Source organism: Streptomyces sp. bgisy159 (genome assembly GCF_057707805.1).
The window spans coordinates 93,873-105,210 of record NZ_JBYIQX010000015.1 but is presented as its reverse complement, the minus strand read 5'-3'; the positions used below and the strand labels follow the sequence as shown (position 1 = coordinate 105,210).

The 11,338-nt window shown below is 73.4% G+C and carries 12 protein-coding genes; 7 read left to right on the top strand and 5 right to left on the bottom strand.

What is annotated here, in order from left to right; genetic code table 11:
* Positions 1-36: 36 nt before the first annotated feature.
* On the bottom strand, positions 37-1,098 hold the full coding sequence (locus AC3ET3_RS17215) for a DUF8017 domain-containing protein (protein WP_435612437.1): 1,062 nt from the start codon (positions 1,096-1,098) through the stop codon (positions 37-39).
* A gap of 78 nt (positions 1,099-1,176) precedes the next feature.
* Positions 1,177-2,157, bottom strand: a complete 981-nt coding sequence (locus AC3ET3_RS17210) for a DUF8017 domain-containing protein (protein WP_435612436.1) — start codon at positions 2,155-2,157, stop codon at positions 1,177-1,179.
* 416 nt (positions 2,158-2,573) lie between these two features.
* Here AC3ET3_RS17210 and AC3ET3_RS17205 point away from each other — a divergent pair, with 416 nt between their 5' ends.
* Positions 2,574-3,011 carry a DUF4442 domain-containing protein gene (locus tag AC3ET3_RS17205; RefSeq protein WP_432136955.1) on the top strand — a complete coding sequence of 146 codons (438 nt, stop codon included), beginning with the start codon at positions 2,574-2,576 and terminating at the stop codon, positions 3,009-3,011.
* A 175-nt stretch (positions 3,012-3,186) separates the two neighbouring features.
* On the opposite strand, the gene galU is transcribed toward AC3ET3_RS17205, so the two are convergent.
* Positions 3,187-4,158: a UTP--glucose-1-phosphate uridylyltransferase GalU gene (gene galU / locus AC3ET3_RS17200; RefSeq protein ID WP_435612435.1), complete on the bottom strand. Its 972-nt coding sequence runs from the start codon at positions 4,156-4,158 to the stop codon at positions 3,187-3,189.
* 326 nt (positions 4,159-4,484) lie between these two features.
* Between galU and AC3ET3_RS17195 the strand changes: the two genes are divergently transcribed.
* Positions 4,485-5,810: a hydrolase gene (locus AC3ET3_RS17195; RefSeq protein ID WP_435612434.1), complete on the top strand. Its 1,326-nt coding sequence runs from the start codon at positions 4,485-4,487 to the stop codon at positions 5,808-5,810.
* A gap of 86 nt (positions 5,811-5,896) precedes the next feature.
* Positions 5,897-6,535: a DedA family protein gene (locus AC3ET3_RS17190; protein WP_432157098.1), complete on the top strand. Its 639-nt coding sequence runs from the start codon at positions 5,897-5,899 to the stop codon at positions 6,533-6,535.
* A 110-nt stretch (positions 6,536-6,645) separates the two neighbouring features.
* On the opposite strand, the gene AC3ET3_RS17185 is transcribed toward AC3ET3_RS17190, so the two are convergent.
* Positions 6,646-7,173, bottom strand: a complete 528-nt coding sequence (locus AC3ET3_RS17185; RefSeq protein ID WP_432136862.1) for a gamma carbonic anhydrase family protein — start codon at positions 7,171-7,173, stop codon at positions 6,646-6,648.
* Between the two features lie 109 nt (positions 7,174-7,282).
* Between AC3ET3_RS17185 and AC3ET3_RS17180 the strand changes: the two genes are divergently transcribed.
* From AC3ET3_RS17180 to AC3ET3_RS17170, 3 genes are all read left to right on the top strand, one after another.
* Complete coding sequence (locus tag AC3ET3_RS17180) at positions 7,283-8,179, top strand: acyltransferase (RefSeq protein WP_435612433.1); 897 nt, start codon at positions 7,283-7,285, stop codon at positions 8,177-8,179.
* 160 nt (positions 8,180-8,339) lie between these two features.
* Positions 8,340-8,912 (top strand): helix-turn-helix domain-containing protein, encoded by a 573-nt coding sequence (locus AC3ET3_RS17175; RefSeq protein ID WP_432136863.1) that lies wholly within the window; start codon positions 8,340-8,342, stop codon positions 8,910-8,912.
* Positions 8,913-8,955: 43 nt separating this feature from the next.
* On the top strand, positions 8,956-9,513 hold the full coding sequence (locus tag AC3ET3_RS17170) for a YbaK/EbsC family protein (protein ID WP_432136864.1): 558 nt from the start codon (positions 8,956-8,958) through the stop codon (positions 9,511-9,513).
* A 253-nt stretch (positions 9,514-9,766) separates the two neighbouring features.
* On the opposite strand, the gene AC3ET3_RS17165 is transcribed toward AC3ET3_RS17170, so the two are convergent.
* Positions 9,767-10,885, bottom strand: coding sequence for a cation diffusion facilitator family transporter (locus AC3ET3_RS17165; protein WP_435612432.1), 1,119 nt, complete (start codon positions 10,883-10,885; stop codon positions 9,767-9,769).
* 66 nt (positions 10,886-10,951) lie between these two features.
* Here AC3ET3_RS17165 and AC3ET3_RS17160 point away from each other — a divergent pair, with 66 nt between their 5' ends.
* Positions 10,952-11,335 carry an ArsR/SmtB family transcription factor gene (locus AC3ET3_RS17160; RefSeq protein ID WP_432136866.1) on the top strand — a complete coding sequence of 128 codons (384 nt, stop codon included), beginning with the start codon at positions 10,952-10,954 and terminating at the stop codon, positions 11,333-11,335.
* Positions 11,336-11,338: the final 3 nt, after the last annotated feature.

Here is an 11,338-nt window from a genome sequence, read left to right as displayed (position 1 = left end):
CCAGTGTGCCAAACCGGATCCCGCCGGGGTCGCGGCTCAGTTCTGGGTGGGCTCGCCGTGCAGCCGCACCGTGCTGAGGATCTTCAGGATCGTCTCCTTGGGCAGCTCGTCCTTCACGCCCTTGGCGGTGTGCAGGTTCCAGGACACGAAGTCGCCGTTGGAGTTCTTGAAACCGAACGTGATCGCCTTGCCGTCGCTGGCGCACTTGCCCTTCTGGGGCGTGTTCGTCGACTGGGCCCAGGCGTAGCTGCCCTGGATGCCTGAGGCCGTCTTGAAGGGCGTGGCCTTCTTGTCGAAGGTGATGCTCTTGCGGTCCGGCTCGGTGTAGCCGCCGAACACCCACCACGCGGGCGTGTTGATCGCGATCTCGTCGGTGTTCTTGGCGCCCGACGCGCCCTTGGTGCCGACGACGGCCAGGGGGGTGTCCTCGGTCTCGCCGTCCTTGTCGCTGTCGACCGAGCACCACTTCGACTTGTACTTGGCGGCGCCCGACATGAGGATCGAGCCGTAGCCGCTCGGCTCCTTGTCGTCCTCCCACTCGAAGCCGAGGCCCACGCCCGGCGACTGCACCTCCCAGTCGGCCGGCACGTCGAAGGCGATGCCCCACTTGGGGTTCACGACGACCTTCCAGCCGGCGACGGTCGGCTTCTCCGTCTCGTTGCTGCGCGGGTTGGCACCCCCGGTCGTGGCCGGTGCGGTCGGCTCCGGGCTGGCGGTGCCGGTGGCGGTCGGGCTCGGGCTCTGGCCCTTGCCGGTGACGTCGGTGTCGTCACCGTCGCCGCCCAGCACCAGGAAGCCGGTGACGCCGGCGGTCACGACGACGGCCGAGGCCGCGATGATCGCGACGAGCTTGGTGCGGTTGCCGCCGCCTCCGCCGGCCCCGCCCCCGGGCTGCGGCTGCAGCGTGCCCGGCACGGTGGGGGCACCCCACTGGGGCTGCTGGGGCTGCTGCTGCGGCTGCTGCTGCGCGTAGGGGTTGGGCTGCTGATAGCCGGGCTGCTGGTAGGGATTCGGCTGCTGGTATCCCGGCTGCTGGTACGGGTTGTTCTGCGCCTGCGGGTTCTGCTCTCCCCCGGGCGGCTGCTGTCCTGGCCACATGCGCAGCAACCCTAGTGCCGCCCGGAACCGGAGTCGGTCACCGCCCCTTGTCAGGGACGTACCGAATCGGTATCCGGCTCAGGAGCCGGACGGCTCGTAGAGGCGGATGGTGGCCATGACCTCGCGGAGGGTGGCGTCGGAGACCTCGTCCTTGACGCCCTTGGCGCCGGAGAACGACCACGAGGCCAGGTCCCCGTCGGGCGTCTTGAACGCGAAGGTGGTGGACTTGCCGTCGGAGTCGCACTTGTGCTTCTTCTCCACCCCCGCGGACCATGAGGTGGCCACGCTGCCGGACAGTCCGGAGGTGGTGGTGAAGGGGGTGACCGGGCCGGTGGTGACCTTCTTCCGGTCCGGCTGGGTGTAGTCGCCGTAAACCCAGTTGGCGGAGTCGGCGCGGGCGATCTCCTCGGTGGAACGAGCGCTCTTGTTGGCCCGCGTGCCCATGATGGCCAGGGCGGTGCTGTCCTCGCGGCCGTCGCGGTCGTCGTCCGACAGGCACCACTTGGACTTCAGTACGGCGGGGGCCTTCATGCCGACGAGGATCTTCTCGTCCGGGTCGCCGTCCTCCGAGACCCACCAGGCCCACGACGTCGACTGCACCTCCCAGCCGGCGGGCACGTCGAAGGCGACGCCGAGGTCCGGGTTCACCACGACCTTCCAGCCGGCGACGGTCGGCCGCACGGTGTCCTCGCCGCGCGGGTCGGCGGAGGCGGAGGGCTGGCCGGGGGCTGGTGCGGAGGTGGCCGTCGGCCCCGGCTCGGGCGTGCCGCCGTCACCGTCGCGCAGCAGCACCACGCCGGTCACCGCCGAGGCGGCGACCACCGCGGCGGCCGCCGCGATCGCGATCACCTTCGTGCGGCGTCCGCCACCCGGGCCGGCCGGGGACGGACCCATGGTGGCCGTGGGGGCGGTCCAGGGGCCGGACGGCTGTCCCGCGCTCGGCTGTCCCGCGTGCGGGTGCTGTTGCGGGGTCTGCTGGTAGCCCGGCTGCAGATACGGGTTCGCGGGCTGGTTCGCCGGGTTCCGGCCGTCCGCCGGCGGTTGCTCTCCTGGCCACATGGGCGGCAAGCATACGGCGATCATGCGGGGGTCCCGCGCCCGGTCCGGGGCGGCCGGTTCCGCGGGGGCCGGTTCCGCGGGCGCCGGGAAGCCCTTCGGGCGGAGGATCGCGAGGGTGCTCGACAGGCTGCTCGCAAGACCGGTTCGGCGGTCGTCCGGGAGGCTGACCGGGCCAGCGGGCGGCCGGGCCACCGGGCCACCGGGCAGCCGGGCCACTGGGCGGCCGGGCGAGTGGGCGGCCGGGCGAGTGGTCGAGTGGCCGGGAGATGTTGCGGAGTGGTCTGCACGGGAGGTCCCCGGAGGGGGCCGGGAAGGGGGCGGGAGCAGGTCCGATGCCGGCTCGGGTGTGGGTTGGGGCCGGGCTCTGGCGAGCAGAGGCTACTCGTGGGTAACATCTCGCCATGAGCGCAGACCAGATGTCCGTCGGCGAGATGCTCGCCGCCACGGTTCCCATGGCCCGGACCCTGAACCTCCAGTTCCTGGAGACCACCCCGGACAAGGCCGTGGTCGCCCTGCCGGACCAGGGCGATTTCCACAATCACGTGGGCGGGCCGCACGCCGGCGCCATGTTCACGCTCGGGGAGTCCGCCAGCGGGGCCATCGTCCTCGCGGCGTTCGGAGACCAGCTCTCCCGCGCCGTGCCGCTCGCGGTCCGCGCCGAGATCGCCTACCGCAAGCTCGCCATGGGTCCGGTCACGGCCACCGCGACCCTGGGTCGGCCGGCCGCCGAGGTCGTCGCCGAACTGGACGCGGGGGAGCGGCCCGAGTTCCCGGTCGCGATCGAGATTCGCCGCGGCGACGGTGCGGTCACGGGAGAGATGACCGTCGTCTGGACCCTACGGCCCAACGGCTGAGCGGCGCCCGGCCGGGTGACCGGCCGGCGGTCGGGTGGCGCGGTCGGGCCGGCGGGCAGGGCGCGCCAACTGGTCGGCCCGGGTGGGCGGGTGGCCCGGCGGCGCGGCCGTGATGCCGGGCCACCCGGGCCCCGTGGGTCCCTCACGGGTGCGGGCCTGCGCCGCCGGAGCCGGCTCAGGCCGCCTGCCACCCGCCCGGGGCCGGGTCGTCCGCCAGGCCCGCCGCGAACTCCTTCAGCCACGACCTGAACTCCGGTCCCAGATCCGGGCGTTCACAGGCCAGTCGTACCACCGTACGTAGATAGTCCGCCTTGTCGCCGGTGTCGTAGCGCAGGCCTTCGAAGACGACCCCGTGGACCGCGCCGGCGGCTGCCAGTTCCTGCAGGGCGTCGGTCAGCTGGACCTCGCCGCCGCGTCCGGGCCGGGTCCGCTCCAGCACCTCGAAGACGGCCGGGTCCAGGACGTAACGGCCGATGACCGCGTAGCGGCTCGGCGCCCGGTCGCGTGGCGGCTTCTCCACCAGGCCGGTGACCTGGACCACGTCGGCGTCCCCGGAGCCGGACGGTTCGACGGCCGCGCAACCGTACAGGTGGATCTGATCCGGCGGGACCTCCATGAGGGCCACGACGCTCCCGGCGCACCGCTGTCGGACCTCCAGCATGCGGCTCAGCAGGGTTTCGCGCGGGTCGATCAGATCGTCGCCGAGCAGCACGGCGAAGGGCTGGCCGCCCACATGGTGACGGGCGCACAGCACCGCGTGGCCGAGGCCCAGCGGATCGCCCTGCCGTATGTGGTGGATGTCGGCCAGACGCGCCGGATCGCGCACCGCGTCCAGGCGTACGGTGTCGCCCTTGGCCGTGAGCGCCTGCTCCAGTTCGAGCGCGTTGTCGAAGTGGTCCTCGATGGCCCGCTTGTGCCGGCCGGTGACCATCAGGATGTCGTCGAGCCCGGCCGCGGCGGCCTCCTCCACCACGTACTGGATCGCCGGCTTGTCGACGACCGGCAGCATCTCCTTCGGGGTCGCCTTGGTGGCGGGCAGGAAGCGGGTGCCGAGCCCGGCGGCCGGGATGACCGCCTTGCGAACGGCGGGGGCGGCGGGGGCGGCCGGTGCGGAGGGTGTGGAGAGGGGGAAATCCGGGGCGCTCATGCGCGACATGCTGGCCCGCCCGTATGGGAGCGAGCAGGGAGCGGGATCGGAGAATCCTGTGTGTTCCGGCCGGGTCGTTGTTGTCGCGTTGTCGAATACCGGCACCTATACCGTCGGTAACGCGGGTCGTATTCACGCACATTGACCTCGCGTCACTCGAACTTCTTGTTTCCTGCGAGACGTGTGTGCCAAGGTGAGCGTCCCCGCGGGACGGTTCGGACCAGGCCGTGCGGTCTGACGCGCCGTAGGTACGCACCAATCAATCACCTGCTTTCCGGCGGACACGTTTGCGTGTGCCGTCCGTCGGCTTGGAAGGAAATGGTTCAGTGCACTCGCCCAGCCCCCCACGCCCCTCATATCCGCCGGGCCCCGGCCGCGCGCCGGGCGAATCCGACCGTGTTCTCGCCGCCCTGATCGCGGCCGGCGACGACGGCGGCGCCGTCGCGTTGCTGCTGGCCCGGCACTGGCGCGCCGCACAGGACTACGCCGCCATCTGCCTCGCCTCCGCCGGCCCCGCGGCCCAGTTCGTGGCCGCCGCGTCCGTGCACCGGCTGCTCACCCGTCTCGCGAGCGACCGGTCCGCCGGTGCGCTGCGGCCCCAACTCCTGGTCGTCGTACGTGACATGGTCCGGGAATGGGCCGGTGCGGACGGAGTTCCCGCCGAACTCCCGGAGCTGGACAGAACCATCGGAGCGCGCGGACTGCGCGCCGCCCGCGCTGGAACACCGGAAAGGAGGCGGCTCGCCGAACGCGCTTTCCAGTCCCTTCCGGCGGCCTCGCAATGTCTGTTGTGGCACTGCGAGGTCGAGGCCGAGCCGATATCCGTACCGGCTGGTCTGCTGGGTGTCGACACCATCACCGCGACCGCCGGTCTGGACCAGGCCCGCGAGCAATTCCGGGCGAAGTGCGTCCGCGCGCATCTCGACCTCGCGCCGACCGTCGAATGCCGCTTCTACCACCGGCTGCTCGACATTCCCCTGCGGCGCGGCACCGAGTTGCTGCCCGATGTCCGCGACCATCTCGCCCAGTGCCGTCACTGTCGGCACACCGCCGAGCAACTCAGCCATTTCGACGAAGAGTTGGCTGTTCTGCTGGCCGAGGCGGTACTCGGCTGGGGCGCCCGCCGCTACCTCGATTCCCGCCCGGGGCGCCCCCCCGCGCCGCCGTCCTCCGCCCGGGGCACGACGGGCCGGGGGGCCGGTGCGTGGTGGCGCACGGCACTGCGGGCGGTCGTACCCGCCTGGCTCACGGCCCCTCGGACACCCGCGGCCGCGTCCGCCCGGCGTGCCGCGCCCCCCGCGCCCGCCGGCCGTCACCGGGGCGCGCACGGTGCCCGTCCCGCCGGGCCCGGGTCCGCCGCTTCCGGGGCTGCCCGGGCCGGGCGGCGCGCCAAGGCGGCCGGCATCGGCGCCGGTGTGGCCACGCTCGCTCTGCTCGTCGGCGTGCCGGCGGTGCGGGGCGGCTCCGGCGCCAACGGTGTCCCGGGGCCCGAGGCCACCTGGGGGGCGCCGGTCGGTGACACCGTCCGGCCCGCCGCTCCCGGCGAGCCCCACGCAACCGGCGCCTCCTCGTCCGCCGCGGTCTCCGTCGTGGGCCGCGAGCCCCGAGCCTCCCCGGTCCCGCGCCGGGGACAGGCCGGCGCGCCCCGGTGACCGGGTAGGCTTCGCCAGGGGGTGTGCCGGTCGACCATCGGGCGCCCGGCCGGCAGCACGAGGAAAGCAAACGGGAGGGACCGGCGGTGCACGTCCAGGAGTGGCTCGACACGGTGCCTCCGGCGGCCGTCTACGCGCTGGTGGGACTCGTCATCGGACTGGAGAGCCTGGGCATCCCGCTGCCCGGCGAGATCGTCCTGGTGTCGGCGGCCCTGATGTCCTCGCAACACACCGGCGTCAACCCGGTCATCCTGGGCGCCTGCGCCACGGCCGGAGCCATCATCGGCGACTCCATCGGCTACGCGATCGGCCGCAAGGGCGGCAGGCCGCTGCTGGCCTGGCTGGGTGGCAAGTTCCCGCGCCACTTCGGCGAGGCGCACGTCGCCACCGCCGAGCGTTCCTTCCAGAAGTGGGGCATGTGGGCCGTCTTCTTCGGCCGCTTCATCGCCCTCCTGCGCATCTTCGCCGGACCCCTGGCCGGCGTCCTGCACATGCCGTACTGGAAGTTCCTCATCGCCAACATGCTGGGCGGCGTGGTGTGGGCCGGGGGCACGACGGCCGTCATCTACTACCTGGGCGTCGTCGCCGAGTCCTGGCTGAAGAAGTTCTCCTGGCTGGGCCTGGTGGCGGCCGTGCTCATCGGCGTCACGTCCATGCTCGTCATGAAGCGCAAGGCGAAGCGCGCCGCCGACGAGGCCGAGAAGGACCTGGTCGCGGCCGAGTAGCCGGGCGGCGCGGACGGCGCGGGGCGGACCGCGCGGTCCGCCGCGCCGCTCCCCGGGCGGGCGCCACATCTGGACGCGGCGGGCACCACGCCTGACACGGGGGACGGGTGCTACGCCTGAACGTCCCGGTGCGCCCGCGCCAGCTCCGCGTACATCGTTCCGTTCAGGGTGACGCCCTCCCGTTCCTCCTGCGTGAGTTCCCGCCTGACCTTCGCGGGCACCCCGGCGACGAGCGATCCCGGCGGCACCACCATCCCCTGCGGCACCAGCGCCTGCGCGGCGACGAGCGAACCCGCCCCGATGACGGCACCGTTCAGCACGGTCGCACCCATGCCGATCAGGCAGTCGTCGCCGACCGTCGCCCCGTGGACGACGGCGTTGTGACCGACGGACACCCGCTCACCGACGCTGACCGGGAACCCCGGGTCCGCGTGGAGCGTGCAGTTGTCCTGGATGTTGCTCTGCACGCCGACGGAGATCCGCTCGACGTCGCCGCGTACCACCGCGCCGTACCAGACGCTCGCGCCGGCCGCCAGGGTCACGTCCCCGATCACCGTGGCGTTGGGGGCCACGAAGGCCGCCTCGTCGATCTTCGGCTCCTTGCCGCCGATGCCCGCGATCAGCGCCCTCTGCGTCATCACCGTCTCCTGTCGGTCCGGGTACCCCGGCACCGTACGCCACCCGGTGGGGCGAAGATCACAGGCCCTGCGCCCGATGGGCACCGCCCGACCTGAGTACGGTGTCCGGGTGCCCAAGCGCAAGAACACGTTCTCATCCTGGCGGGGCCGCCTCACCCAGCGCGCCGTCCACGCGGGCTGGGCCTGGCTGCAGCGCACGGGCTCGGTGACCGCCGACCGCCCCGGCCGGTTCCGCTTCGGCTCAATCGGTGAGGCCACGCGTCTCGCCTTCCCGCTCGGCACCGTCTTCGGCGAGCCCTGGATCCATCTGGGCGCGCACTGCATCGTCGGCGAGCAGGTCACCCTCACCGCCGGCCTGATGCCCGATCTCGACCTCGGTCCCGAGCCGATCCTGCGCATCGGCGACGGCGTGGTCCTGGGCCGGGGCAGCCATGTCATCGCGGACACGACGGTCACCATCGGCAGCGACTGCTACTTCGGGCCCTATGTCTACGTGACCTCCACCAACCACTCCTACGACGACCCGCACCAGCCGATCGGCAAGCAGTGGCCGCGCATGGAGCCCGTGGAGATCGGGTCCGGCTGCTGGATCGGCACCGGCGCGGTGATCCTTCCGGGCGCGCGGATCGGGCGGAACGTGGTGGTGGCCGCGGGGGCGGTGGTGCGCGGCACCGTGCCCGATCACGCGGTGGTGGCCGGCGCGCCGGCCCGGGTCGTACGGCGCTGGACGCCCGAGGCGGGCTGGCAGCCGCCACTGCGCACCCCGGCGCCCGTGCCGATACCGGACGGTGTCACCTCCGAGCAACTGGTCGCCCTCTCGGGGCTGGACGAGGAGACCGTGACACGGCTCGCCGAGCTCGACGAGGAGAGCGCGGCGGGGCTGGCGGAACTGGGCGGCGAGAGCGCGGGGAGGCTCGCGGAACTGGGCGGCGAGAGCGCGACACGGTTCGCCGGGGTCGACGGTGAGGCGGCCGCGGGGCTGCCGGCGCTGGAACGCGAGAGCTGAGCGCGCGGGCACCCGTCCGCGCCGCCGATCCGCGCAGTACAGTTCGGTGGACGTTGTGGTGCACCAGGCCGTGCGCGTCGCGCCGGCTTCCCACCGGAGCGTCCACCAGAACACTCGGACAACATCGCTCACCCCATCGGACTCCGGAACGGGACGAAACGTGTCGGACCTCGACCTGCTGACCCAGTCCCTGGCTCGCAACGTCAAGCGCTGGCGCACCGAACGGGGCTTCACACTGGACACGCTGGCCACCCGGGCCGGGGTCAGCCGGGGCATGCTGATCCAGATCGAGCAGGCCCGCACCAACCCCAGCCTCGGCACGGTCGTCAAGATCGGTGACGCGCTCGGCGTCAGCATCCCCACCCTCCTCGACTACGAGCAGGGACCCACGGTCCGGATCGTCCCGGCGGACCGGACGGTACGGCTGTGGCAGACCGACGCGGGCAGCTACAGCCGGCTGCTGGCCGGGGCGGAGGCGCCGGGGCCGCTGGAGCTGTGGCAGTGGCGGCTGATGCCGGGCGAGGGCAGTTCCTCCGACGCGCACCCCGCCGGCACGGTCGAGGTCCTGCACGTCACCGCCGGCGAGCTGGCGCTCACGGTCGGCGGCGAGGAGTACCGGGTCCCGGCCGGCGCCTGCGCCACCTTCGACGCCGACGCGCCGCACACGTACGCCAATCACGGCGACACCGTCGCCGAGATGGTGCTGGTCTGGGCCGCGCCGCCCGTGCGCTGAGACGCCTCGCCGGCCGCCGTCGCACGGCTGTTACGGTGCGGCCATGCGCGCACCGATCGGAGACTTCGACACCGCCACCCCGGCCCCCGACTGCCTCGACGAGCTGATCGCCCCGGTGGCCGACGCCGTACGCCGGTTCGGCGAGGACGTCCCCGCCGACCAGATCCTCCACGTCGACACCGACCCGCGGTGGGCCGACACCGCCGTCTTCGTCGAGCACTACGGCCGGGAACTGCTGGAGCGGTCCGCGAACTGTGTGGTCGTGGCGGGCAAGCGGGGCGGCGAGACCACGCTCGCCGCCTGCCTGGTGCTGTCCACCACCCGCGTCGACGTCAACGGTGTGGTGCGCCGTCAGCTGGGCGCGCGGAAGGCATCGTTCGCGCCGACGGAGACGGCGACCGGGGAGACCGGCATGGAGTACGGCGGCATCACGCCGATCGGACTGCCGGCCTCCTGGCCGCTGCTGGTCGACGCCGCCGTCGTCGAGCTGCCGTGGGTCCTCGTCGGCAGCGGTCGCCGTCGCGGCAAACTCCTGGTCCCCGGCAAGGTGTTCGCCGCCCTGCCCGGCGCGGTGGTGCTGGAGGGTCTGGGCGTCGCCTGAACCGGGGTGCCGGACCGGTGACGTCCGTCGCCCGGTGTGCCCGAGGTACTGCTCCGGAGATGTCCGTCGCCCGGTGCGACCGCGGCGCCGGTCCGGTCTCGTGCGTGGCGGGTGGCGGGTGGCGGGTGGCGGATGCCGGGGTGCCGGTCCGGTGGGTCCGCTGTCGGCGCCAGGAAAGGTGCGTCGTCCCCGCCCCGGTGCCCGTCCGGCACTGTGGGCCGGCGGCGCGGACGGTGGCGGCCGGCCCCGCTCGTCAGGCCGCGCCGTGGTGCGCCAGGGCCAGGTGCGGATCCGCCTCGCCCGGCAGGGGCGCCGGGTCGGCGTGCACCAGGGCCGCGGTCAGCCGGGGCACCGCGTGCAGCAGTGCGTGCTCGGCGGCCACCGCGATCGCGTGCGCCTCACGGACCGTCACCTCGCCGTCCACCACCAACGCCACCTCCGCGCGCAGGCGGTGCCCGATCCAGCGCAGCCGCAGCTCGCCCACACCGCGCACCCCCGGCACCACCCGAAGCGTGCGCTCCGCCCGCTCGGTGAGGGCCGGGTCCACGGCGTCCATCACCCGCCGGAACACCTCCCGGCCCGCGTCCCGCAGCACCAGGGCGATCGCCGCCGTGATCGCCAGCCCGACGACAGGGTCGGCGCGCTGCCAGCCGAGTGCGGAACCACCCGCGCCCAGCAGCACGGCCAGGGAGGTGAACCCGTCGGTCCGGGCGTGCAGTCCGTCCGCGACCAGCGCCGCCGAACCGATCGACCGGCCGACACGGATCCGGTGCCGGGCCACCCATTCGTTGCCCGCGAAGCCCACCAGCGAGGCGACCGCGACCACCCCCACGTGCTCCACCGGGCGGGGGTCCAGCAGCCGCCCCACCGCCGTCCAGCCGGCGAACGCCGCCGACGCGGCGATCGTCAGCACGATCACGATCCCCGCCAAGTCCTCCGCGCGCCCGTACCCGTAGGTGAAACGGCGGGTGGCGGCCCGCCGGCCCAGCACGAAGGCGACCCCGAGGGGTACGGCGGTCAGCGCGTCCGCCGTGTTGTGCACCGTGTCGCCGAGCAGCGCCACCGACCCGGAGGCCAGGACGACCGCCGCCTGAGCCAGCGCGGTCGCGGCGAGCACCGCGAAGGACACCCACAGGGCGCGCAGTCCGCGGGCCGAGGACTCCAGGGCGGGGTCGATCCGGTCGGCGGTCTCGTGGGAGTGAGGGGTGAGGAGGTGGGCGAGACGGCGGCGCGAGGGACGGGGTTCCCGCCCCCGCCCGTGTTCGTGATCGCCGGGACCGGAGTCGTGCTGGTGCCCGTGGTGCCCGTGGTGCCGGTGGTGCCCGTGGTGCCCGTGGTGAGGAAGATGAGCAAGGTCATCGTGGTCGGTCACGTCGGTCCCCTTCCGGCCGCTGCCTCACACTGGACGTCTTCCCGTCCGCAGCGCCAATATGTGCGTATGAGCGCACGCATGCACCTGTCATCTGCACACGATGCGCACCCGCGCACCCCCGGCGATGTCCACCCGCGCACACCCGGCGAAGAGCACTTCGCGCTCGCGGCCGAGATCCTCGCCCTGCTCGGCGACCGCACCCGCCTCACCCTGTTGCACGCCCTGACGACCGGCGAGGCCGACGTCGGCACGCTGACCGAGGTCTGCGGCGCGGCCCGCCCGGCGGTCAGCCAGCACCTGGCGCGGCTGCGGCTGGCCGGCCTGGTGAGCACCCGCAAGGAGGGCCGAAGGGTGATCTACGCCCTGTGCGACGGCCACCTGCGCCGCCTGGTCGGCGAGGCGCTGAACGTGGCCGACCACCGGCTGGGCGACCGGCCGGTGCACGACTGACAG

Excerpts from the sequence above, each read along its gene's own strand:
- AC3ET3_RS17210 (WP_435612436.1), bottom strand. The coding sequence starts at position 2,157 with ATGTGGCCAGGAGAGCAACCGCCGGCGGACGGCCGGAACCCGGCGAAC.
- galU (WP_435612435.1), bottom strand. The coding sequence starts at position 4,158 with ATGAGCGCCCCGGATTTCCCCCTCTCCACACCCTCCGCACCGGCCGCC.
- AC3ET3_RS17185 (WP_432136862.1), bottom strand. The coding sequence starts at position 7,173 with ATGACGCAGAGGGCGCTGATCGCGGGCATCGGCGGCAAGGAGCCGAAG.
- AC3ET3_RS17215 (WP_435612437.1), bottom strand. The coding sequence starts at position 1,098 with ATGTGGCCAGGACAGCAGCCGCCCGGGGGAGAGCAGAACCCGCAGGCG.
- AC3ET3_RS17160 (WP_432136866.1), top strand. The coding sequence starts at position 10,952 with ATGAGCGCACGCATGCACCTGTCATCTGCACACGATGCGCACCCGCGC.
- AC3ET3_RS17170 (WP_432136864.1), top strand. The coding sequence starts at position 8,956 with ATGCGCGCACCGATCGGAGACTTCGACACCGCCACCCCGGCCCCCGAC.
- AC3ET3_RS17205 (WP_432136955.1), top strand. The coding sequence starts at position 2,574 with ATGTCCGTCGGCGAGATGCTCGCCGCCACGGTTCCCATGGCCCGGACC.